Annotated in this window: 23 protein-coding genes and 1 pseudogene; 9 read left to right on the top strand and 15 right to left on the bottom strand. The window is 71.2% G+C overall.

Annotated features, from left to right (window positions below; translation table 11 throughout):
* A partial coding sequence (locus KV557_RS05650; RefSeq protein WP_218198617.1) for an acyl-CoA dehydrogenase family protein occupies positions 1-151 on the bottom strand: 151 nt, incomplete at its 3' end.
* A gap of 255 nt (positions 152-406) precedes the next feature.
* Between KV557_RS05650 and KV557_RS05645 the strand changes: the two genes are divergently transcribed.
* Entirely contained in the window at positions 407-1747 is a 1341-nt protein-coding gene (locus KV557_RS05645) for a UDP-glucose dehydrogenase family protein (protein ID WP_218198585.1), read from the top strand.
* 40 nt (positions 1748-1787) lie between these two features.
* Entirely contained in the window at positions 1788-2201 is a 414-nt protein-coding gene (locus KV557_RS05640; RefSeq protein ID WP_218198584.1) for a CoA-binding protein, read from the top strand.
* Positions 2202-2204: 3 nt separating this feature from the next.
* Here KV557_RS05640 and KV557_RS05635 read toward each other — a convergent pair whose 3' ends face one another.
* The 3 genes from KV557_RS05635 to KV557_RS05625 are packed head-to-tail and all read right to left on the bottom strand — an operon-like array spanning position 2205 to position 5130.
* On the bottom strand, positions 2205-3419 hold the full coding sequence (locus KV557_RS05635; RefSeq protein WP_218198583.1) for a dipeptidase: 1215 nt from the start codon (positions 3417-3419) through the stop codon (positions 2205-2207).
* A gap of 41 nt (positions 3420-3460) precedes the next feature.
* Entirely contained in the window at positions 3461-3994 is a 534-nt protein-coding gene (gene purE / locus KV557_RS05630; RefSeq protein ID WP_218198582.1) for a 5-(carboxyamino)imidazole ribonucleotide mutase, read from the bottom strand.
* Positions 3991-5130 carry a 5-(carboxyamino)imidazole ribonucleotide synthase gene (locus KV557_RS05625; RefSeq protein WP_218198581.1) on the bottom strand — a complete coding sequence of 380 codons (1140 nt, stop codon included), beginning with the start codon at positions 5128-5130 and terminating at the stop codon, positions 3991-3993. The genes purE and KV557_RS05625 overlap by 4 nt, the downstream gene beginning before the upstream one ends.
* Positions 5131-5376: 246 nt before the next feature.
* On the opposite strand from KV557_RS05625, the gene KV557_RS05620 reads away from it, so the two are divergent.
* Positions 5377-5922, top strand: coding sequence for a GtrA family protein (locus tag KV557_RS05620; RefSeq protein ID WP_218198580.1), 546 nt, complete (start codon positions 5377-5379; stop codon positions 5920-5922).
* 137 nt (positions 5923-6059) lie between these two features.
* Here the strand turns inward: KV557_RS05620 and KV557_RS05615 are convergent.
* From KV557_RS05615 to KV557_RS05605, 3 genes and pseudogenes are all read right to left on the bottom strand, one after another.
* Positions 6060-6174, bottom strand: a pseudogene (locus tag KV557_RS05615) (ester cyclase); the annotation flags it as partial.
* A 196-nt stretch (positions 6175-6370) separates the two neighbouring features.
* Positions 6371-7618: an ATP-binding protein gene (locus KV557_RS05610; protein ID WP_218198616.1), complete on the bottom strand. Its 1248-nt coding sequence runs from the start codon at positions 7616-7618 to the stop codon at positions 6371-6373.
* A 64-nt stretch (positions 7619-7682) separates the two neighbouring features.
* The gene (locus KV557_RS05605; RefSeq protein ID WP_030290974.1) at positions 7683-8357 is read right to left on the bottom strand and encodes a response regulator transcription factor; all 675 of its coding nucleotides are present in this window, start codon (positions 8355-8357) and stop codon (positions 7683-7685) included.
* Between the two features lie 329 nt (positions 8358-8686).
* Here KV557_RS05605 and KV557_RS05600 point away from each other — a divergent pair, with 329 nt between their 5' ends.
* Positions 8687-10195 (top strand): peptide MFS transporter, encoded by a 1509-nt coding sequence (locus KV557_RS05600; protein ID WP_218198579.1) that lies wholly within the window; start codon positions 8687-8689, stop codon positions 10193-10195.
* Between the two features lie 144 nt (positions 10196-10339).
* Positions 10340-12424 (top strand): prolyl oligopeptidase family serine peptidase, encoded by a 2085-nt coding sequence (locus tag KV557_RS05595; RefSeq protein ID WP_218198578.1) that lies wholly within the window; start codon positions 10340-10342, stop codon positions 12422-12424.
* Between the two features lie 84 nt (positions 12425-12508).
* On the opposite strand, the gene KV557_RS05590 is transcribed toward KV557_RS05595, so the two are convergent.
* Positions 12509-13837, bottom strand: a complete 1329-nt coding sequence (locus KV557_RS05590; protein ID WP_218198615.1) for a helix-turn-helix domain-containing protein — start codon at positions 13835-13837, stop codon at positions 12509-12511.
* Positions 13838-13984: 147 nt separating this feature from the next.
* Here KV557_RS05590 and KV557_RS05585 point away from each other — a divergent pair, with 147 nt between their 5' ends.
* Positions 13985-14173: a hypothetical protein gene (locus KV557_RS05585; RefSeq protein WP_218198577.1), complete on the top strand. Its 189-nt coding sequence runs from the start codon at positions 13985-13987 to the stop codon at positions 14171-14173.
* A gap of 16 nt (positions 14174-14189) precedes the next feature.
* Entirely contained in the window at positions 14190-14390 is a 201-nt protein-coding gene (locus KV557_RS05580; RefSeq protein WP_218198576.1) for a hypothetical protein, read from the top strand.
* Between the two features lie 223 nt (positions 14391-14613).
* Here the strand turns inward: KV557_RS05580 and KV557_RS05575 are convergent, their stop codons facing one another.
* From KV557_RS05575 to KV557_RS44385, 4 genes are all read right to left on the bottom strand, one after another.
* Entirely contained in the window at positions 14614-15129 is a 516-nt protein-coding gene (locus KV557_RS05575; RefSeq protein ID WP_218198575.1) for a DUF6879 family protein, read from the bottom strand.
* Between the two features lie 123 nt (positions 15130-15252).
* Positions 15253-15375: a hypothetical protein gene (locus KV557_RS42230; protein ID WP_256176944.1), complete on the bottom strand. Its 123-nt coding sequence runs from the start codon at positions 15373-15375 to the stop codon at positions 15253-15255.
* Positions 15372-15623 carry a hypothetical protein gene (locus KV557_RS05570; RefSeq protein WP_218198574.1) on the bottom strand — a complete coding sequence of 84 codons (252 nt, stop codon included), beginning with the start codon at positions 15621-15623 and terminating at the stop codon, positions 15372-15374. Before KV557_RS05570 ends, KV557_RS42230 begins: the two co-directional genes overlap by 4 nt.
* Positions 15620-15982: an ATP-binding protein gene (locus KV557_RS44385; protein ID WP_218198573.1), complete on the bottom strand. Its 363-nt coding sequence runs from the start codon at positions 15980-15982 to the stop codon at positions 15620-15622. The genes KV557_RS05570 and KV557_RS44385 overlap by 4 nt, the downstream gene beginning before the upstream one ends.
* Before the next feature lie 264 nt (positions 15983-16246).
* On the opposite strand from KV557_RS44385, the gene KV557_RS05560 reads away from it, so the two are divergent.
* Together KV557_RS05560 and KV557_RS05555 are read left to right on the top strand one after the other, a co-directional pair.
* Positions 16247-17113 carry a helix-turn-helix domain-containing protein gene (locus KV557_RS05560; RefSeq protein WP_218198572.1) on the top strand — a complete coding sequence of 289 codons (867 nt, stop codon included), beginning with the start codon at positions 16247-16249 and terminating at the stop codon, positions 17111-17113.
* Positions 17055-17306, top strand: coding sequence for a DUF397 domain-containing protein (locus KV557_RS05555; protein ID WP_308129773.1), 252 nt, complete (start codon positions 17055-17057; stop codon positions 17304-17306). Before KV557_RS05560 ends, KV557_RS05555 begins: the two co-directional genes overlap by 59 nt.
* Before the next feature lie 60 nt (positions 17307-17366).
* Here the strand turns inward: KV557_RS05555 and hutI are convergent, their stop codons facing one another.
* The 3 genes from hutI to KV557_RS05540 are packed head-to-tail and all read right to left on the bottom strand — an operon-like array spanning position 17367 to position 21146.
* Entirely contained in the window at positions 17367-18551 is a 1185-nt protein-coding gene (gene hutI, locus KV557_RS05550; RefSeq protein WP_218198570.1) for an imidazolonepropionase, read from the bottom strand.
* 46 nt (positions 18552-18597) lie between these two features.
* Complete coding sequence (locus KV557_RS05545; RefSeq protein WP_218198569.1) at positions 18598-19974, bottom strand: formimidoylglutamate deiminase; 1377 nt, start codon at positions 19972-19974, stop codon at positions 18598-18600.
* Positions 19965-21146, bottom strand: a complete 1182-nt coding sequence (locus KV557_RS05540; protein WP_218198614.1) for an allantoate amidohydrolase — start codon at positions 21144-21146, stop codon at positions 19965-19967. Before KV557_RS05540 ends, KV557_RS05545 begins: the two co-directional genes overlap by 10 nt.

The following is a 21146-nucleotide window of genomic DNA, read 5'->3' as shown; positions in this document are numbered from 1 at the left end:
CCTCCTGCGGGAACCGCCCCTGCTCGTCCACCTCCGCCGCGAACGGAGCGATCTTCGCCTCGGCCAGCCCACGCACCGCCTCACGGAGCATCTCGTGCTCCTCGGAGATACGGAAGAGATCGAAGTCAGCCGCGCCTGCGCTGCCCGCCATGATGCCTGCCTCGTCCTGTGCTCGGAGTGATCGGTGCGATCGGTGTGACCAGAGCGATCGGAGTGATCGGTGCGATCAGAGTGATCGGAGTGAATCGGATGGGTCCGGGTTAGTTACCGTTAAGTAGAGATCCTAGGGCTCCGACCTGCGGCTGCCTAGCTTTTCCGGGCGTCCGGGCGGCCTCGGCCGGGAGTCGACGGGGCGGATAGCATCAGGGCACCCAGTACTTGGTCGAGCCCGCACAAAGGGGAACCCGTGACCCTCCGCATCTCCGTGATCGGCACCGGCTACCTCGGCGCCACCCATGCGGCCGCCATGGCCGAGTTCGGCTTCGAGGTGCTGGGTCTGGACATCGACCCCGAGAAGATCGCCACGCTCACCGCCGGCCGGGTCCCGATGTACGAGCCGGGGCTGTCCGAGCTGCTGCTCAAGCACGTGGCCGGGCACGAGGGTTCCACCGGGCGGCTGCGCTTCACCACCTCCGTCCAGGAGGCCGCGGAGTTCGGCGACGTGCACTTCGTCTGCGTCAACACCCCACAGCGCAAGGGCGAGTTCGCCGCCGACATGTCGTACGTTGATGCCGCGATCGACGGGCTCGCGCCGTACCTGACCCGCCCGGCGCTGGTGGTCGGCAAGTCCACCGTGCCGGTGGGCTCGGCGGCCCGGCTGGCCGAGCGGCTGGCCGCGCTGGCGCCGGTCGGCGCGGCGGCCGAACTCGCCTGGAACCCGGAGTTCCTGCGCGAGGGCTTCGCCGTCCAGGACACCCTGCGGCCGGACCGGATCGTGGTCGGCGCGCACAGCGAGCGCGCCGAGGCGCTGCTGCGCGAGGTGTACGCGGAGCCGATCGCGGCCGGGGTGCCGTTCCTGGTCACCGACTACGCGACCGCCGAGCTGGTGAAGACCGCCGCCAACTCCTTCCTGGCCACCAAGATCTCCTTCATCAACGCGATGGCCGAGGTGTGCGAGGCGGCCGGCGCCGACGTCACCCAGCTCTCCACCGCGCTCGCCCACGACGAGCGGATCGGCGGCAAGTTCCTCAACTCCGGCCTCGGCTTCGGCGGCGGCTGCCTGCCCAAGGACATCCGGGCGTTCATGGCCCGGGCCGGCGAACTCGGCGCCGACCAGGCGCTGACCTTCCTGCGCGAGGTCGACTCGATCAACATGCGGCGCCGCTCCCGGATGGTCGAGCTGGCCCGCGAGCAGTGCGGCGGCGGCTTCCTGGGCCGCCGGGTCGCCGTGCTCGGCGCCGCCTTCAAGCCCAACTCGGACGACATCCGGGACTCCCCCGCGCTCAACGTCGCCGCCCAGATCCAGCTCCAGGGCGCCCAGGTCACCGTCTACGACCCGAAGGCGATGGACAACGCCCGCAAGATGTTCCCCGGCCTTACCTACGCCGACTCCGCCCTGGAGGCCGCCGAGGGCGCCCACGTGGTGCTCCACCTCACCGAGTGGCAGGAGTTCCGCACGCTCGACCCGGCCGAGCTGGGCGCGGTGGTCGCCGAGCGCCGCCTGCTCGACGGCCGCAACGTCCTCGACGCGGACGCCTGGCGGGCCGCCGGCTGGACCTACCGCGCCCTGGGCCGCCCCAGCCAGTAGCCGGGGGAATCCCGCGCCCCCGGGCGTCGTTGGGACCGGCATGACGAGCTACGGCGACGACGCGACGGTCCGCGAGATCCTCACCGGCACGGGCGACACCTGGGCGGTGGTCGGCCTCTCGACCAACACCACCCGTGCCGCGTACGGCGTGGCGCGGGTCCTCCAGCGCTACGGCAAGCGGATCGTCCCCGTGCACCCGAAGGCCGAGACGGTCCTCGGCGAGCCCGGCTACGCCTCGCTCGCCGAAATTCCGTTCCCCATCGACGTCGTCGACGTGTTCGTGAACAGCTCGCTGGCGGGCGAGGTGGCCGACCAGGCGGTGGCCGCCGGGGCGAAGGCGGTCTGGTTCCAGCTCGGCGTCGTCGACGAGGCCGCGTACGAACGCACCCGGGCCGCCGGGGTCTCGATGGTCATGGACCGGTGCCCCGCCATCGAGATCCCTCGGCTGGGCTGAGGGTCAGGCCGCCGCGCCGTCCAGCTGGGCGATGGTCGCGATGGACGGCCGACGGCTCGTCCGCAGCGAGGCGGCGACGGACTCGGCGTCGCGCAGGACGCGGACGGCGTTGTGCCAGGTGAGCTTGGCCAGGTCGGCCTCGGACCAGTGGCGGCGCAGGAGTTCGGCGATCAGGTTGGGGTAGCCGGCCACCGAGCCGAGGCCGTCGGGAAGGAACGCGGTGCCGTCGAAGTCGCCGCCGATGCCGATGTGGTCGATCCCGGCGACCTCGCGCATGTGGTCGAGGTGGTCGGCGACGGTGGCCGGGGTGGCGATCGGGCGCGGGTGCTCCGCCTCGAAGGCGTGCTGGCGCGCCATCCCGGCGGGGGTGGTGTCCAGCGGGTGGAGGCCGTGGGCGCGCATGTTCTCGTCGGCCCGGGCGGTCCACTCGATGGCGGCGGGCAGGATGAACTTGGGCACGAAGGTGGCCATCGCCACGCCGCCGTTGGCGGGCAGCTGGGCGAGCACGTCGTCCGGGATGTTGCGCGGGTGGTCGCACACCGAGCGGGCGGAGGAGTGCGAGAAGACGACCGGCGCCTCGGTGACCCGCAGGGCGTCGCGCATGGTGTCGGCGGAGACGTGCGAGAGGTCGACCAGCATGCCGAGCCGGTTCATCTCCCGGACGACCTCCTCGCCGAACCGGGTGAGCCCGCCGGCCACCGGCTTGTCGGTCGCGGAGTCGGCCCACGGCACGTTGTCGTTGTGGGTGAGCGTCAGGTAGCGGACGCCGAGCTCGTACAGAGCGCGCAGGGTGGCGAGCGAGCAGTCGATGGAGTGGCCGCCCTCGGCGCCCATCAGGGAGGCGATCCGGCCCTCGGCGCGGGCGGCCTCCATGTCGTCCGCGGTGCGGGCGAGCCGGAGCCGGTCGGGGTAGCGCTCGACGAGGGCGTGGACGAAGTCGATCTGCTCCAGGGTGGCGCTGACCGCGTGGTCGCCGGCCAGCCGGGTGGGCACGTAGACGGACCAGAACTGCGCGCCGACCCCGCCCTCCGCGAGGCGGGCGAGGTCGGTGTGCAGGCGGTCGCTCTGGTCGGCGGCGAGGTCGAGCGTGCCGAGGTCGTAGCCGACCTGCTCGCGCATCGCCCACGGCAGGTCGTTGTGGCCGTCCACCACGGGGGCGCTGCGCAGGAGGGCCCGGGCGCGGTCCAGCGGGGTGAGGGAGTCCAGCTCAGAGGTCATGCGAACTGTTCTACCCCAACCCCGCCGACCGGTTACTTTCCTTACTTGCCGAAGCCGAAGGAGGTCGAACCGGCGACCTTGGCGCGGAGCTTCTTGCCCTTCTCGGTGGCCTGGTTGTTCAGCTCCGTCTGGAAGTCGGTCATTCGCTCGGTGAGTTCGGGGTCGAACGCGGCCAGCATGCGCACCGCGAGCAGGCCCGCGTTGCGCGCGCCGGCCACCGAGACGGTCGCGACCGGCACGCCGGCCGGCATCTGGACGATCGACAGCAGGCTGTCCATGCCGTCCAGGTAGCGCAGCGGCACCGGGACGCCGATGACCGGCAGCGGGGTGACGGAGGCGAGCATGCCCGGCAGGTGGGCGGCGCCGCCGGCGCCCGCGATGATCGCCTTCAGCCCGCGCTGGTGGGCGCTCTCGCCGTACGCGACCATCTCGCGCGGCATCCGGTGGGCCGAGACGACATCGACCTCGTAGGGGATCTCGAACTCGTCGAGGGCCTGCGCGGCGGCCTCCATGACGGGCCAGTCGGAGTCCGAGCCCATGACGATGCCGACGACGGGAGCCGTGGGGTTGCTCATTCGGTGATCGTTCCTCGCAGGTAGGCGGCCGCGTGGCGGGCGCGCTCGCGGACGTCGTCGAGGTCGTCCCCGAAGACGTTGACGTGGCCGACCTTGCGGCCGGGCTTCACGTCCTTCCCGTACATGTGGATGCGCAGGCCCGGGTCGCGGGCCATGCAGTGCAGGAAGGCGTGGTACATGTCCGGGTAGTCGCCGCCGAGGACGTTGACCATCACGGTCCACTTGGCGCGCGGCCGGGGGTCGCCGAGCGGGAGGTCCAGCACGGCCCGCAGGTGGTTCTCGAACTGCGAGGTGACCGCGCCGTCCTGGGTCCAGTGCCCGGAGTTGTGCGGGCGCATGGCCAGCTCGTTGACGAGGATCCGGCCGTCCCGGGTCTGGAACAGCTCGACGGCGAGGTGGCCGGTGATGCCGAGCTCGCCGGCGATCCGCAGGGCCAGCTGCTGGGCCTCGTCGGAGAGGGCGGGGTCGAGGTCCGGCGCGGGGGCGATGACCTCGACGCAGACGCCGTTCTCCTGGACGCTCTCCACGACCGGGTAGGCGACGGCCTGGCCGCTGGGCGAGCGGACCACGTTGGCCGCCAGCTCGCGGACGAAGTCGACCTTCTCCTCGGCCAGCACCGGGACGCCCGCCAGGAACGGCGCCTGGGCCTCCTGCTCGTCGTCCACGACCCAGACGCCCTTGCCGTCGTAGCCGCCGCGGACGGTCTTCAGCACGACGGGGTAGCCGGAGCCCTCCTCGGCGAAGGCGGTGACGTCGGCCGGGTCGGCGACGATCCGGTGCCGGGGGCAGGGCACGCCGATGGAGTCGAGCCTGGCCCGCATCACACCCTTGTCATGGGCGTTGACCAGCGCGTCCGGGCCGGGCCGGACGGCGATGCCGGCGGCCTCCAGGGCCCGCAGGTGGTCGGTCGGGACGTGCTCGTGGTCGAAGGTGATCACGTCGCAGCCGGCCGCGAAGCGGCGAAGTGTGTCGAGGTCGCGGTAGTCACCGAGCACCACCTCGGAGACCACCTGCGCCGCGGAGTCCTGAGGCGTGTCGGCGAGGAGCTTGAACCTGACCCCGAGCGGGATACCCGCCTGGTGTGCCATGCGGGCCAGCTGCCCGCCGCCGATCATGCCCACCACTGGAAAATTCACATTGCCCGGGGAAGTCACCCCGCCAGGATATCCGGGCCGGTCGGGGCCGGTGGAACCGCTGGGGCGGCCGGGCGGCGCGGTCGACCCGAGGCCCTGGGGGCTGAGCCGTTCGGCGGAAGCGGGTAGCCTGGTCGGCCAGGTCCTGGTTTACGCAGTCCGATCATGTGCGTGCACGCAGGGCACAAGGGGCGGGCAACGTCCTGGCGCACCGCCCTTTCGACCGCAGGCACATGGAGGCAGCCCGGTATGGCGACATCCGCAGCTTCGAGGCCCTCGCTGACGCAGAAACTGCGCGGGCTCTCGGGTGAAGTCGTGAAGTTCGGCATCGTCGGCCTGAGCGGCGTGGTGGTCAACTTCGTCGTGTTCTGGGTCTGCATCAACGGCCTGCACCTGGCCTCGCTGCGCTCGAACATCGCCGCGACGCTGATCGCCATCGCCACCAACTACCTCGGCTACCGCTACTGGCTGTACCGGGACCGCGACGCCGCCTCCCGCAAGCGGGAGATCACGCTGTTCCTGGTGTTCAGCGGCATCGGCATGCTGATCGAGACCGGGGTGCTCGGCTTCTCGGTGTACGTGCTCGGGCTCGACTCGCACTTCGAGCAGCTCGGCGCCAAGGTGGCCGGCCTCGCGGTGGCCACGGTGTTCCGCTTCGTCTCGTACCGGACCTGGGTGTTCACGGCCCTGCCCGAAACGGAGAAGGAACCGGCCGCGGGCACGGGCGTCGAACTGGCCGCCCAGGCCGAGCTGATGCTGGCCGCCGAAGAAATCCGGTACGCCAAGGCCGAGTAGGCCACCCGCCCCACCAGCCACTGCCGTCGGGCCCGCGAGTTCGCTCTCGCGGGCCCGACGCATTTCCCGTGCCCCGCCCCCCTCTTGCCGGGCCCGCCTCCCCGAGAGGACAGTGGCTACCGAGGGCGAGCACGACCGGGCGGGGCGTCGCAGAGCGCCACCATCTCGCGGAAGATCCGGTCCGTCTCGGGCAGGCTGGAGTTCTGCATCGCCTCCTCGACAGGAGGCGAACTCGACGATCTCGACGACGTGCTTGGTGCCTCGGCGATCTGACTCTCGATCGCGAAGGTGAAGTCGAAGGCGCCGACGTAGCCGCCGCACCGGTCCTTGAACGCCGGGATGCCGACGATGATCCGGACGAACGCCCGGCGACGAGGTCGCCACCCGGTGGACCTGGCACGCCACGCAGAAGGCCGACCTCGCCGTGGCTCCAGTCCTCGCCGTGGCCCTAGTCGTCGTGGCTGCGGCCGAGGAAGAGCGCGAACACCGGCGGCTTCAGCGAGAGCAGTTCGAGCCGGCCGCCGTCCGCCTCCGCGAGGTCACGGGCGACGGCCAGCCCGATCCCGGTCGAGTTGCGGCCGCTGACCGCGCGCTCGAAGACCCGGTTGCCCAGCTCCGGCGGCACCCCGCTGCCCTGGTCCTGCACCTCGACGACGACCGAGGTGCCGGAGGGCCGCACCCGCAGGGTGATCGTCCCGGCGCCGTGCATCAGCGAGTTCTCGATCAGTGTGGCGAGCACCTGGGCGACCGTGCCCGGGGTGCCGACCGCGATGACCCCGTGCAGGCCCTCCAGGGAGAGCACCCGGCCGGTCTCGCGCAGGGACGGGCCCCACTCCTCCACCTGCTGCTTGATGACCTCGTCGAGGTCGAAGGCGACCGCGGTGGGGCTGCGCGGGTCGCGCTGGGTGGTGAGCAGCCGCTGGACGACGTCGGTGAGCCGCTCGACCTGCTGGAGGGCGATGGTCGCCTCCTCCTTGACGGTCTCCGGCTCCTCGGCGAGGGCGGTGATCTCCTCCAGCCGCATGGAGAGCGCGGTGAGCGGGGTGCGCAGCTGGTGCGAGGCGTCGGCGGCGAGCCGGCGTTCGGCGGTGAGCATCCGGGCGATCCGCTCGGCGCTGACGTCCAGCACCTCGGCGACCCGGTCGAGTTCGGGCACGCCGTAGCGGCGGTCGCGCGGGCGCGGGTCGCCGGAGCCGAGCCGTTCGGCGGTCTCGGCGAGGTCGGTGAGCGGCCGGGCGAGCCGCTTGGCCTGCCAGACGGCGAGTGCGACGGCGGCCTGGACGGCGAGCAGCGCGACCACGCCGAGGAGCAGCAGCATGTTGGCGACCTCGTGGTCGACGTCCTCGCGGGACTGCTCGACGGTGACGGTCTCGCCGTTGTTGCCGTGCTCGACGGCCTTCAGCAGGTGGTCCCCGGCCGGGCGAACGCCGGCCGAGACCACCGCCTGGCCGGGGATCTGCACCTCGACGTAGCTGCCCTCGGCGACCTGGTTGTCGAAGGACCGTCCGTTGTTGACCGGCTCCTGGTTCGCGAGCCGGTTCTCCACGAGCGCCAGCACCCGGACGGCGGTGGCGTCCGTCCGGTCCTGGGCCGAGTTGACGATGGTGCGCTTCTCGACCAGGGCGAGCGGCACGCAGAACACCACGACCACCACCAGGACGACGCCCAGCAGCGAGTTGATCATCCGGCGTTTCACGCTGCCGCTCCCCGTGGTGTTCCGCTTCATCGGCCGTTCCCCGGCCACGATCTCCGTACGGGGACTAATTCTTCTCGAACCTGAACCCCACTCCGCGCACGGTGGCGATGTAGCGGGGGTTGGCCGCGTCGTCGCCGAGCTTCTTGCGCAGCCAGGAGATGTGCATGTCCAGGGTCTTGGTCGAGGTCCACCACGTGGTGTCCCAGACCTGCCGCATGATCTCCTCGCGGGTGACCACCCGGCCGGCGTCCCGGACGAGCACGCGCAGCAGCTCGAACTCCTTGGCGGAGAGGGTGAGCTCCTCCTCGCCGAGCCAGGCGCGGTGGGACTCGATGTCGATCTTCACGCCGTGCGCACCAGTGGTGAGCTGGTCGACGTTGCCGCGCCGGAGCAGGGCCCGGACGCGGGCGAGCAGTTCGGCCAGCCGGAAGGGCTTGGTGACGTAGTCGTCGGCGCCGGCGTCGAGACCGACGACGGTGTCCACCTCGTCCGCGCGGGCGGTGAGCACCAGGACGGGGCAGCTCTTGCCGTCCGCGCGCAGGCGGCGGCAGACCTCCAGGCCGTCCATCTCGGGCAGGCCGAGGTCGAGGACGACGAGGTCGACCTCCTCGGTCAGGCCGGCGGCCAGTGCGGTGGGGCCGTCCTCGCGGACGAGCACCTCATAGCCCTCGCGGCGCAGGGCTCGGGCCAGCGGTTCGGAGATCGCCGGATCGTCCTCGGCGAGCAGCACACAGGTCATGTGGTGATGGTAGTCCGCCGCGCTATGCCCGATCGCCCTGTGAGCTAGTTCACAGAGCGTGATCGTTATACAAGGGCATTTGGGTGCCCAACAGAGCGTGGCCGACCGCCCGTTCGGCGAAGATTCTGCTTTTGGATCTTGTAACCGAAGGAAGACATCCCCGTCTACCATGGATCAAGCGGGCGGATCCATGGTGGGCTTTACCATTCCCATACCTGATTCGTGCGTTTTGTCATCTGATAACGCCAAATATGGCCACGTAGAGTGGTTCCGTCCACGTCCGCCGCCACCCCCCTAGGCGGACGCTGTCAGGCAAGGAACCCCTACTCATGGCGTCTACGACCCTGGACGCCGACGTCAAGTCGGCCTCTCCCAGTGGCAAGACCTTCCTCGGCCACCCGCGAGGGCTCGCCACTCTCTTCATGAGCGAGATGTGGGAGCGCTTCAGCTACTACGGCATGCGTGCCCTGCTGGTGCTCTACATGACCGCCTCCATCGCGGACGGCGGCCTCGGTATGAAGACGGCCGTCGCCGCGGCCGTGTACAGCGTGTACACGGCGATGGTCTACCTGCTGGCCCTCCCGGGCGGCTGGATCGCGGACCGATTCCTCGGCGCTCGCAAGACCGTCGCGGTCGGCGGCACGATCATCATGATCGGCCACTTCCTGCTGGCCGTCCCGTTCAGCGGCTCGTTCTTCACCGGCCTCGCGTTCATCGCGATCGGCTCGGGTCTGCTGAAGGCCAACATCTCCACGATGGTCGGCCACCTCTACGACGGCCCCAACGACCCGCGTCGCGACGGTGGCTTCACCGTCTTCTACATGGGCATCAACCTCGGCGCCTTCGCGGCCCCGCTGGTCATCGGCACCGTCGGCCAGAAGGTCGACTGGCACCTGGGCTTCGCCCTGGCCGGTATCGGCATGGCGCTGGGCCTGGCCCAGTTCCTGCTGGGCACCCGCCACCTGAGCCCGAAGAGCGACATCGTCACCTCGCCGATCGGCCAGGCCGAGAAGCGGAAGATCTTCGCCAAGGCCGGCATCTGGCTCGCCATCGCCGCGGTCTTCTACGCGATCGTCGGTGCCACCGGCAGCTTCACCATCAACTGGGCGATCTGGCCGCTGTCCATCGCGGGCCTCGCGATCCCGGTCCTCGTCTTCGCCAAGGTGAAGCGCGACAAGGACCTCGACGCCACCGAGCAGTCCAAGATGAGCGGCTACATCTGGTTCTTCGTCGCCGCCGCCGTGTTCTGGATGATCTACGACCAGTCCGGCTCGACGCTGAACGTCTTCGCCGACGAGCACACCGCGTCCACGCTGTTCGGGTTCAACTTCCCGTCCAGCTGGTTCCAGTCGCTCAACCCGCTGTACATCATGGCGCTGGCCCCGGTCTTCGCCTGGTTCTGGGTCGCCCTGGCCCGCCGGTCGAAGAACCCCAGCACCACCATGAAGTTCGCCTTCGGTCTGCTGATGATCGGCGCCTCCTTCATCGTCATGATGCTGGCGATGGCCAGCGCCTCCGGCGACACCAAGGTCACCCCGCTGTGGCTGGCCATGGTCTACCTGGTCCAGACCGTCGGTGAGCTCACGCTCTCCCCCGTCGGCCTGTCCGTCACCACCAAGCTGGCACCCACCAAGTACGCCAGCCAGATGATGGGCGTCTGGTTCCTCGCCGTCACCGCGGGCGACTGCGTCGCCGCCATCTTCCAGCTCGTGCTGGGCGACAACGTGGTCGGCAGCACCTGGTACTTCGCGGTCCAGGGTGTGATGGCGGTGATCGCCGGTGTGGCTCTGGCGATGTACCGCAAGAAGGTCGTCGCGCTCATGGGCGACGTGCACTGACGCTCCACTGATTGACTGATCGACCCGGCCGGGGTCGCCATGGATTCCTGAGATCCATGGCGGCCCCGGCCGCGTTTCCGGCCGTATGTCGGTTGCGCGTTAACCGCTCGACTCCACCGCGCCGGCTGTGCCTATGGTGCCGACATGCCGACCGACACCCTGCCCCGCCAGCTCGCCCGCACCCGGCGCTTCGCCCTGGGCACCCCCACCCACCCGGCCGTCACCGCGGACGGCACCACCGTGCTGTTCCTGCGCAGCCACGGCGGCGCCGACCCGCTCACCTGCCTCTGGGCGCTCGACACCGACACCGGCGAGGAACGGCTGATCGTCGACCCGGCCACCCTCGCCGACCCCGACGGCGAACTGCCCGAGGCCGAACGGATCCGCCGCGAACGGGCCCGGGTCGCCGCCACCGGCATCACCGCGTACAGCACCGACGCCACCGGCCGGCTCGCCGCCTTCGCCCTCGGTGGCGCGCTCTGGCTCGCCGACACCACCGACGGCACGGTCCGCGCCGTCCCCACCGCCACCGAGGTGTACGACCCGCGCCTCGACCCCGCCGGCCGCCGGATCGCCTACGTCGGCGGCGGCGCCCTGCGGGTGGCCGAGGCCGACGGCAGCGGCGACCGGGCGCTCGCCGAACCCGAGGCCGAGGACGTCACCTACGGCGTCGCCGACCACGTCGCCGCCGAGTCGATGTCCCGCACCCGCGCCCACTGGTGGTCCCCCGACGGCACCGCGCTGCTCGTCGCCCGCGTCGACAACCGCCCGGTCCGCCGTCTGTACCTGGCCGACCCGGCCAACCCCCAGCGGCCTCCGCGCGTCATCCGCTACCCGCTCGCCGGCACCGCCAACGCCGACGTCTCGCTCTGGCTGCTCGGCCTCGACGGCGGCCGTACCGAGGTCCGCTGGGACCGCGCCGCCTTCGAGTACGTGACCGCCGCCGGCTGGGACGGCCACGGCCCGTACGCCGCCGTCCAGACCCGCGACCAGCGCACCGTCCGGACCCTGGCGATCGAGCCCGACGGCAGCGTCCGGGTGCTGGCCGAGAAGCGCGACGAGCACTGGGTCGAGCTGGTCCCCGGCCTGCCGCTGCGCACCGCCTCCGGCGCGCTCGTCGACTCCGCCGACCACGGCGACACCCGGCACCTGACGGTGGACGGCAAGCCCGTCACCCCGGCCGGGCTGCAGCTGTGGGAGGTGCTCGGGACGGAGGGCGAGCAGGTGCTGTTCACCGCCCTCGACGACCCCACCGAGACCCACCTCTGGGTCTACGAACCGGTCGACGGTGTAAGGAAGTTGAGCGACGGCACCGGCGTCCACACCGGCACCCGGCACAGCGGCACGCTGGTCCTCACCACGCGCTCCGAGGGCTTCCCGGGCGGCCGGACCACCGTCCGCCGGGACGGGCGGCCGGCGCTCCGGCTCACCTCGTACGCGGAACAACCGGTCCTCGCCGCCCGGCCCGAACTGCTCCGCCTGGGCCCGCGCGAGCTGCGCGCCGCGCTGTTCCTCCCCACCGGCCACCGCCCCGAGGACGGCCCGCTGCCCGTCCTCGTCGACCCGTACGGCGGGCCGGCGATGCAGAAGGTCACCACCGGCGGCCGGTGGGGGGACCTGGTCTCGCAGTGGTTCGCCGACCAGGGCTTCGCGGTGCTGGTCGTGGACGGCCGCGGCACCCCCGGACGCGGGCCGCGCTGGGACAAGACGATCCACGGCGACAAGGCCACCCCGGCCCTGGAGGACCAGGTCGAGGGCCTGCACGAGACGGCCCGGCTGCGGCCCGGACTCCTCGACCTCGGCCGGGTCGGCATCCGCGGCTGGTCCTACGGCGGCTACCTCGCCGCCCTCGCCGTCCTGCGGCGCCCGGACGTCTTCCACGCCGCGGCCGCCGGGGCCGCCCCCACCGACCAGCGGCTCTACGACACCCACTGGCAGGAGCGCTTCCTCGGCCACCCCGACGAGCACCCCGAGCGCTACGACACCTGCTCGCTGATCGCCGACGCCCCCAACCTGCGCCGCCCGCTCCTCCTGGTCCACGGCCTCGCCGACGACAACGTCCTCCCCGTCCACGCCCTGCGGCTCTCCAGCGCCCTGCTGGCCGCCGGCCGCCCCCACGAGGTCCTCCCGCTGAGCAACACCAGCCACTCCCCCACCGACGAGACGGTGGCGGAGAACCTGCTGCTGCACGAACTCGCCTTCCTGCGGAGGTCGTTGGGCCTCTCCTGACCGAAGGCCCGCCCGGGGTCGTCGACCGGACGCTGTTGGTCATTCATTCGCCAGCATCGTCTTCCTCGCAGGGGTCTGCCGCCCCTATGAGACGCCTGTGCGCGCGGCAAGCTCCCGCACGCCGGCCACGGTGACCGGCGCGTACAGCAGGTCCGCTGTGAGCGCCCGCAGAGCCGGCCGACGCACCTCCTCCGGGGCGACCTGCTCGGTGAACCGCAGCGACGCGAACGTCTTGCGGTGGTCGCCGAGGTGGTGCCACATGCGCGCGCAGTCTGTGCCGTACCGGGCCCGGCGCTCGGCGGTCGGCAGCTGTCCCGGCGCGATCCGCGCCGCGTACGGCACCCCCTCGTCGGGGGTGCCCAGCGCCGTGTGTACGCCAATCCAGTACAGGTCCACCTGCGCGCTGGTGGCGTCGACGGTAAACAGCGGGGTGCTCGGCCGGAACCTGGCGCTGGTCACCCGGCCGACCGCGTCCGCCGCGCCCGACATGAGGTCGAGGGCATCGCCTCGGCGCTGCCCGCACGCAGCCGTGTAGGCGGACGTCATCAGCAGGGTCGCCGCCACAGCCCAGGACACGTCGTTTCGGTCCTGGGAGAGCGAGTCAGCGGTGCGACGCAGGAGATCGACGGCGGCGGCCGGGCGTCCTGAACGTCGCATCGTGATCGCCAGAACCCGAGCTGCCTCCCCGTGCGCCACCGGGTCGCCGCTGGCCTGGGCCGCAGCCAGAGCCCGGTCCGCTGCCGGCCACGCGACGTCGGAGTGAGCCTTCAACGCGAGCTCCGTCGCCAGCACCCAGGCACGGGCCACACACCCATGGGCCTCCTCGCGGGACCGGCCGGACAGGGCCTCGCGGGTCGCCTGCGCCGAGCCCAACAAGCCGGGCAGGAAGTCGCCGAGGTGTCGGTAGCGGGCCGCCGTGAACTGCGCGCGCGCCGAGATCAGCGATGCCTTGAGCTGCTGCAACGACGTGGGTTCAGAGGGTTCGGGCTCGTACAGGGCCCCAACGATCCGGGCTGATGCATCCGGGCGCGCGGCAGCAGCGGAGGCGGATGAAAGCATTGACGCCCCAGCTGCCGCCATGCCAGCCACGAGCAGCTGCCTGCGGAGCATGGCGTCCTCCTGATCCGGGGTCACATCCTGCGCCAGCGTAGCCGGTCGGCCCAGGCCAATGGCGTCAAGCGGCAGGTCTAACGCCTGGGCAATCCGCAGCAGCGCCTGCTCGGTTGGCCGGAGCACGCCCGCCTCAACCCGGCTGATCGCCGACGCCGAGTAGCCACACGCGCGGCCCAGCTGGGCCTGAGTCATCCGCCGTGCACACCGAGCGGCCCTGATGACCACCCCAAGCTGACGTTGACGTGACACGGTGTCGCCCTTCGACTGCGTGGAGTGGCAACCGTATCGACAGGACGACATCCCCAGGCAGGGCGTGCACAGGGTGTGCGGGGCACGCACACGGCGTGCGGGAGCCCCCCGACGGCATCCACATCTGGACCGCAGCCGAGTTCCCTGGGTGATGCCCGGCCGGCGCACCTCTGCCACTCCATCCCGAGGGGAGACGCCATGAGTACCATCCTGCTCAACAAGCCCGTCACCGAGATCGAGCCCACCACCACCTCGACGCCCAGTACCCTTCTGGAGCGGGTCGACGAGCCGAGCGCCCGCACCTGCCCGGTCTGCGGATCGGGCGCCACCTACCAGACCATGGACGGCCGATGGGGCTGCACCACGTGCGGCTCCACCTGGGCCTGACCCCGGGGAGGACGCGATGGCGGACTGCACGCAGTGCTCCGCTCCTGCGGTGATCGAGGATCTCGACGTGCAGCCGCCACAGCCCTGGTGCCTCGGATGTGCGACCACCCTCGTACGAGCCGGCGATCCGGTGATCAACTACCGCTCACTCAACGGTGGGAGCGAGTACCAGCACATCCTGGCCGGTGGCAGCACCCAGGTCCTGCCCTTCGGCTGACCGGCACACCGAAGCGGCCCGCTCCCTGCGCGCAGGGAGCGGGCCGCTCTGCGATGCACCACACTCAGCGCCTCCGGCTCCAGCACTTCCTGGAGCGCAGAGCAATCCCGTATCTCGGCTGACACAACGCCAATCCACGGCTGGGTTCGCTGACGCGTGCGATCGGCATCCGGACGCTGGCGGGAAGGGCTGGCATGTTCTGGCTGTCCGACGCGGCCGGCGGTCAGACGGAGTACTGCTCGTGCGGAGTTGCCCGTGCCCAGACAACCTCAAAGGCAGAGCTGACCAGGGCCACGGCGGCTTGATCCGTCCGCCACTCCCTGTCCACGACCTCCCCGATTCCGGAGAAGTACGTGAACAGCACGGCCGACCCGTCGAACATCCACAGATCCGTTCCCGGCAGCGCGATGTCGGCAGCCCTCCGCCGGGGCAACCAGCGGACCAGCTCACCCGCCGCGACGTTGGCAAACGTGAGGTCGTGCTCATACCGGATGTAGTCCGTCACCGGCTCCGAGATGACCCGGGCCCGCCGCATGACCACGCCACGCCTGGTTGTCTCGGCTACCAGATCAGCCCAAGATCCCCACCAATCAGGAAGTTTGGCCGGATCATTGTCGTACCGATGACCGGCACGCCAGCGGGCGAACTCCGGATCATCCGGCGTGTAGCTGTCTCGCATCTCCAGATGCACGGCAGAGCGCTTCGCCCCAGCCAAGCCCTCACGTACGGGGTACTTCACCGGTTCCGTCCTCCTCCAGTCGAGGGCATCAGTGCGAACGCGATAAGCATCCCGGGCAGCCAGTCGCCAGCGCGCGGGCGCCCGCGAGGCCCTCGCCCTGGGTGGGCGAGGGCCTTCGCGCGTTCAGTGCTGTTCGTCGTGCTCCTCGGGGCGGGGCATCTTGAGGGTCGCGACGACGCCGAGGGCCACGGTGGCGATCGCGAGGGCGAGGAGGGCGACGAGGATGGCGCCGACGAAGAACTTCACGGGGTCCACGCCTCGTTCCGGTCCAGGTCGCGGAGCAGGTGGAGGAGGTTGAGCAGAGTACTCACGGGCGCGTTGCCGAAGTCGACCAGGATGCGGCCGTCGAGGGTGGTTTCGGGGGTGGCGGCGGAGCCCCAGAGGAGTCCGTGCGGGATGCCCCGTCGGTGCAACTCGCCCAGGAGGGCGGTGATCTGGGGTCTGGTGTAGTCGCGCATCCGGAGGTCGTCCGGCGCGATGGGGTCGCGGGTCACGCGACGGAGTCCAGCTCGTACCAGGTGGTCTTGCCGCGCTTCTGGGGGTCGACGCCCCAGCGGTGGGTGAGGCCCTCGACGAGCTGGAGGCCTCGGCCGGTCTCGGCGAGGTCGGAGGGCGTTCGCGGTTGGGGAAGGGCGTCGCTCTCGTCGGAGACGGTGACCCGGAGGGTGTGGCCGAGGATGGAGAACCAGACGACGGGCGAGGCGGTGTCGCCGTGCCGCCAGGCGTTGACGATGAGCTCCATCAGGGCGAGTTCGGCGTTGAAGATGGTCTCGGTGTCCCAGCCGCTGCGGGTCAGGGCGTCCCGCAGGGCCTGCCGGGAGAGGGCGATCGAGGGGGTGTTACGGATGCACACGGGAACCTCCGTGAGGCTGTGGTGTGGGAGAGGTGATGACGGTCGTCGCCGTGAGCCAGGCCAGGTGGGGCTGGGTGCTCTTCGGTGCGCGGGCAGCAGGCGCCTACTGCCCTTGATTGCAGGCGTTACTGACGATCCGTCGGATCGAGCTGAGAACGACGATAGCGCGGTCCGCCACAGATTTGTGGCGGACTGCGAGAAGTTCCCTCCAACGTGGCAGCGCCTCTGGGGCAGACTGGTCCCACGACCAGCAGAGAGGACCTCATGGCGCTTCGACCGAACCCAACTCTCCGTCAACTGCGGCTGGGTGCCGAGCTGCGTAGGATGCGGGAGCAGGCGGGGCTTGGCGGCAGTCAACTTGCCCGTGCACTGGGCATCAATCCCGCCCACGTGACGCAGATGGAGAGTGGCAAGACCGGCATCAGCGTCGAACGCCTGCGCACGATCGCCGCGTTGTGCATGTGCGCCAACGAGCCTCTGATCGAGGCGCTGACGGAGATCATCACGGACCGGGGCAAGGGCGCTTGGTGGGAGGAGTATCGCGGGACCCTCTCAGACGACTTCCTTGAGGTCGCCGAGGTGGAAGGCCATGCACGCAGGCTCTCGACTTACACGATGGCCTTCATCCCTGGACTTCTCCAGACCAACGCATATACCGGTGCTGTCTTTGATCGCTCCCTGACACCGCTCCCACACCACGAGGTCGACCAGAGAACGGCCTTCCGAATGCGACGACAAGATGTCGTTCGCTCCGGCGCAACGCCATATTCCGCCTACATCCATGAAGCGGCTCTACGCATGCAGTTCAGTGGGCCCGCGATTCAAGCCGAACAGCTTCGTAGCCTCATCGAAGACTCCGAGCGGCCTACCATCTCGATCCGAGTCGTACTCTTCGACGTCGATGCGCTTCCGCTCAACTACGAGAACTTCACCTATGTCGAAGGACCGATCCCGGAACTGGACACAGTGCAGACGGACTCCAGCGTCGGCAACGTGCTCTTCGATGCACCAGCCCACCTCGCCAGGTTCCGATCTATGCTCGCCCGGCTCGAATCGGCGGCCATCTCGGAAGATGACTCCCGAGAGTTCATTCGATCCATCAAGAAGGACATGGAAAGCAAGTATGCCTAACTCTCACTGGAAGAAGTCTAGTCACTCAGGCGCAAACTCCGACTGCCTTGAGGTGCGGACCGTCGACGGGGTTATCGAACTTCGCGAGTCCGACGAAGGTGATGTCATCGTCCGGACCACCCGCCTCAAGTTCTCCGACTTCCTCCAGAGTGCGAAGTCCGGCGAGTTCGACCACCTGATCACCAACGCCTGAACGAAAAGCCCCCGCGCCCGCCACCCCGGGGGCGCGGGGGCTCCCCGCCGTCCGTGGCCCTCAGACCTCCCGGACGCCCGCCCGCCAGACCGCCGCCGTCAGCGGCACGCCCGGGCGGTAGGCCAGGTGCACGTGCGAGGGCGCGTCAAGTAGCAGCAGGTCCGCGCGCGAGCCCACCGCGATCGTCCCGACGTCGCTGCGCCGCAGGGCGTGCGCACCGCCCGCCGTCGCCGCCCAGACCGCCTCGTCGGGCGTCATCCCCATCTCCCGCACCGCGACCGCGATGCAGAACGCCATCGAACTGGTGAAGCTGGAGCCCGGGTTGCAGTCCGTGGACAGCGCCACCACCACCCCGGCGTCGAGCAGCCGCCGCGCGTCCGGGTACGCGGCGCGGGTGGAGAACTCCGCCCCGGGCAGCAGCGTCGCGACCGTCGCCGAACCGGCCAGCGCTGCCACGTCCTCGTCCGTCAGGTGGGTGCAGTGGTCCGCCGAGGCCGCGCCCAGCTCGACGGCGAGCTGCACGCCGGGCCCGTACGAGAGCTGGTTGGCGTGCACCCGGGGCGTGAGCCCGCGCTCGATGCCGGCGTTCAGGACGGCCCGCGCCTGGTCCCCGTCGAAGGCGCCCTTCTCGCAGAACACGTCCACCCAACGGGCGTGCGGCGCGCAGGCGTCCAGCATCTCCCCGGTGACGAGGTCGACGTACCCGGCCGGGTCCTCGGCGTACTCGGGCGCGACGACGTGCGCGCCCAGGTAGGTGGTCTCCGGGGTGTACTTGGCGGCGATCCGCAGGGCGCGGGCCTCGTCGGCGACGGTCAGCCCGTAGCCGGACTTGCACTCGATCGTCGTGGTGCCCTGCCGCAGCGCCTCCCGGACGAACCGGGCCAGGTTGGCGTCGAGTTCGGCGTCGCTCGCGGCCCGGGTGGCGGCCACCGTGGTCCGGATCCCGCCCGCGGTGTACGACTGGCCGGACATCCGGGCGTTGAACTCGGCGGTGCGGTCGCCCGCGAACACCAGGTGGGCGTGCGAGTCGACGAAGCCGGGCAGCAGCGCCCGGCCCTCGGCGTCGAACCGCTCGTCGGCGGCGGGCGCCTCGGCGGCCGGACCGACCCAGGCCACGGTGGCGCCCTCCAGCACCACGGCCGCGTCGGTCAGCAGGCCGAGCGGCCCGGTGCCGTGCCCGGGGTCGTTGCTGACCAGGCTGCCGATGCCGGTGATCAGGGTGGTCGGGGTGGTCGGGGTGCTCAAGACGCCGCCTTCCGAACGGAGTTGACGAAGGAGTTGACGAAACGGATCAGCAGCTCAGCGCAGCGATCGAGTCCCGCAGCGCGCCCGGCACGTCCGGGACGAGCCGGTGCACACCGTCCTGGACGACGTGCCGGCCGCCGACCACGACGTGCCGGACGTCCGCCGCCGAGGCCGCGAAGACCGCGATCTCGGCGCCCAGTCGGGGCGGCGGCCCGGCGGTGCGCACCGAGTCGAGGCCGATCACGGTGAAGTCGGCGAGCGCCCCGGCCTCGATCCGTCCGGCCTCGGGCCAGCCGAGCGAGGCGTGCCCGTCCTCGGTGCCGGCCCGCAGCAGCGCGTTCGCCGTCCAGTGCCCGCGGGTGCGGGTGCGCAGCCGCTCGTCCAGCTCCAGGGCGCGCGCCTCCTCGAACGGGTCGATGACGGCGTGGCTGTCGCTGCCGAGGGTGACCGGGCAGCCGGCCGAGGCGAGCCGGTGGGCCGGGCCGATGCCGTCCGCGAGGTCCCGCTCGGTGGTGGGGCACATGCAGATGGTGGTGGAGGAGTCGGTGAGGAGCTTGACGTCCTCGTCGGTGAGGTGGGTGGCGTGGACGGCCGAGGTGCGTGGCCCGAGCGCGCCGTGGTCGGCGAGCAGCCGGGTCGGGGTGACGCCGTGGGCGGTGAGGCAGGCGTCGTTCTCGGCGGTCTGCTCGGACAGGTGGACGTGCAGCGGGGCCTTGCGCATGGCGGCCCAGTGCGCGACGGTGCCGAGCTGCTCGGCGGGAACGGCACGCACCGAGTGGATGGCGGCGCCGATCCGGGCGTGTTCGCGCGGCTTGAGCGCGTCGGCCCGCTCCGCCCAGGCGTCGGCGTCGCCGTCGCTGAACCGCAGCTGCGGCCGGGTCGGTTCGACGCCGAAGCCGGAGGACAGGTAGCAGGTGTCGAGCAGGGTGATCCGGATGCCGGCCCGGGCGGCGGCCTCGATCAGCGCCTCGCCCATCGCGTTGGGGTCGTCGTAGCGGGCGCCGCCGGGCGCGTGGTGCAGGTAGTGGAACTCGCCGACGGCGGTGATCCCGGCGAGCGCCATCTCGGCGTAGACGGCGGTGGCGAGCTCCAGGTAGCCGTCCGGGTCGAGGGCGCCGGCGAACCGGTACATGGTGTCGCGCCAGGTCCAGAAGGTGCCGGAGCCGACCTGGACGTGGCCGCGCAGCGCCCGGTGGAAGGCGTGCGAGTGGGCGTTCGCCTGGCCGGGCAGCAGCAGCCCGTCGAGGCGGACGGCGCCGGCGGGGCAGGGGCCGCTGTCCGGCGCGACCCGGACGATCGTGCCGCCGGGGCCGGTGGTGATGAGCACGTCCTGCTCGACCACCGGCCCGCTGGTGTGCGGCAGCCAGGCGTACTGCGCCCAGTACGTTGTCGTTTGCGCGCCTGCGGCACGGCCTACTGACACGCCAGGTCCTCCAGTACGTCGGCCAGGGCGGCGACCCCGGCGAGGCAGTCGGCCTCCTCGGCGTGTTCGGCCGGGGAGTGCGAGACGCCGCTCGGGTTTCGTACGAACAGCATGGCGGTCGGGATCGCGGACGCCAGGATCCCGGCGTCGTGTCCCGCGCCGGTGGGCAGCACCGGGGCGTTCAGCAGCTTGGCGAGGCGGTCGCGCAGCGGGCCGTCGAAGTCCACCACGGGGGTGTAGGACTCGCGGGTGAGCTCGACCCGGACGCCGTCGCGCTCGCCGCGCTCGGCGGCGGCCTGCTCGATCTCGGCGACCAGCTCGGTGAGGGTGCGCTCGTCGGCGGCCCGGGAGTCGAGCCAGCCGCGGACCAGGGAGGCGATCGCGTTGGTGCCGTTGGGCTCGACCGCGACCTTGCCGAAGGTGGCCAGCGCGCCCGCCTGCCTGGCCTTCTTCCGGGCGGCGAGCACGGTGTTGGCGTAGGTGAGCATCGGGTCGCGGCGGTCCTCGATCCGGGTGGTGCCGGCGTGGTTGGCCTCGCCGTGGAAGTCGAACCGCCAGCGGCCGTGCGGCCAGATCGCGCTCGCCACGCCGACCGGCTGGTCCTCGGCGAGGTGGCGGCCCTGCTCGACGTGGAGTTCGACGAAGGCGCCGATCCGGGCCAGCCGGTCGCCGTCGGCGCCGATCGCGGTCGGGTCGTAGCCGGCCCGCTCCATCGCGTCGGGCAGCCGGACGCCGTCGGCGTCGCGCAGCTCGTACGCGGCCTCGCGGCCGAGCACCCCGGCGGTGAGCCGGGAGCCGATGCAGGCCACGCCGAACCGGGCGCCCTCCTCGTCGCCGAAGTTGACGATCGCCAGGGGGCGGGTGAACTCGGCCCCCCGCTCGCGGAGTTCGTCCAGGGCGGCGAAGGAGGAGACCACGCCGAGCGGGCCGTCGAAGGCGCCGCCGTCCGGGACGGAGTCCAGGTGCGAGCCGGTGACGACGGCGCCGTCCCCGGCCGGGTCGCCCAGCCAGGCCCACTGGTTGCCGTTGCGGTCCAGCTCGTAGGTCAGGCCGCGGTGGCGGGCCTGCTGCTCGAACCAGGCCCGGCACTCGGCGTCGGCGGAGTTCCAGGCGAAGCGGCGGTAGCCGCCGGAGGAGGCGGAGCGGCCCACGGGGAGCAGCTCCGCCCACAT

The sequence above is a fragment of the Kitasatospora aureofaciens genome (assembly GCF_019192735.1).
GTDB classification, from domain to species: Bacteria; Actinomycetota; Actinomycetes; order Streptomycetales; family Streptomycetaceae; genus Kitasatospora; species Kitasatospora aureofaciens_A.
Note: the sequence above shows the minus strand (reverse complement) of the source record. Positions and strands in the feature narration are given on the sequence as shown.

What these genes read in the sequence shown, in the direction of transcription:
- KV557_RS05635 (WP_218198583.1), bottom strand. Translation starts at nt 3,419, where the DNA reads ATGACCTCTGAGCTGGACTCCCTCACCCCGCTGGACCGCGCCCGGGCC.
- KV557_RS05585 (WP_218198577.1), top strand. Translation starts at nt 13,985, where the DNA reads ATGAGTACCATCCTGCTCAACAAGCCCGTCACCGAGATCGAGCCCACC.
- KV557_RS05540 (WP_218198614.1), bottom strand. Translation starts at nt 21,146, where the DNA reads ATGTGGGCGGAGCTGCTCCCCGTGGGCCGCTCCGCCTCCTCCGGCGGC.
- KV557_RS05640 (WP_218198584.1), top strand. Translation starts at nt 1,788, where the DNA reads ATGACGAGCTACGGCGACGACGCGACGGTCCGCGAGATCCTCACCGGC.
- KV557_RS05580 (WP_218198576.1), top strand. Translation starts at nt 14,190, where the DNA reads ATGGCGGACTGCACGCAGTGCTCCGCTCCTGCGGTGATCGAGGATCTC.
- KV557_RS05600 (WP_218198579.1), top strand. Translation starts at nt 8,687, where the DNA reads ATGGCGTCTACGACCCTGGACGCCGACGTCAAGTCGGCCTCTCCCAGT.
- KV557_RS05595 (WP_218198578.1), top strand. Translation starts at nt 10,340, where the DNA reads ATGCCGACCGACACCCTGCCCCGCCAGCTCGCCCGCACCCGGCGCTTC.
- KV557_RS05555 (WP_308129773.1), top strand. Translation starts at nt 17,055, where the DNA reads ATGACTCCCGAGAGTTCATTCGATCCATCAAGAAGGACATGGAAAGCA.
- purE (WP_218198582.1), bottom strand. Translation starts at nt 3,994, where the DNA reads ATGAGCAACCCCACGGCTCCCGTCGTCGGCATCGTCATGGGCTCGGAC.
- KV557_RS05620 (WP_218198580.1), top strand. Translation starts at nt 5,377, where the DNA reads ATGGCGACATCCGCAGCTTCGAGGCCCTCGCTGACGCAGAAACTGCGC.
- KV557_RS05605 (WP_030290974.1), bottom strand. Translation starts at nt 8,357, where the DNA reads ATGACCTGTGTGCTGCTCGCCGAGGACGATCCGGCGATCTCCGAACCG.
- KV557_RS05590 (WP_218198615.1), bottom strand. Translation starts at nt 13,837, where the DNA reads ATGTCGTCCTGTCGATACGGTTGCCACTCCACGCAGTCGAAGGGCGAC.
- KV557_RS05560 (WP_218198572.1), top strand. Translation starts at nt 16,247, where the DNA reads ATGGCGCTTCGACCGAACCCAACTCTCCGTCAACTGCGGCTGGGTGCC.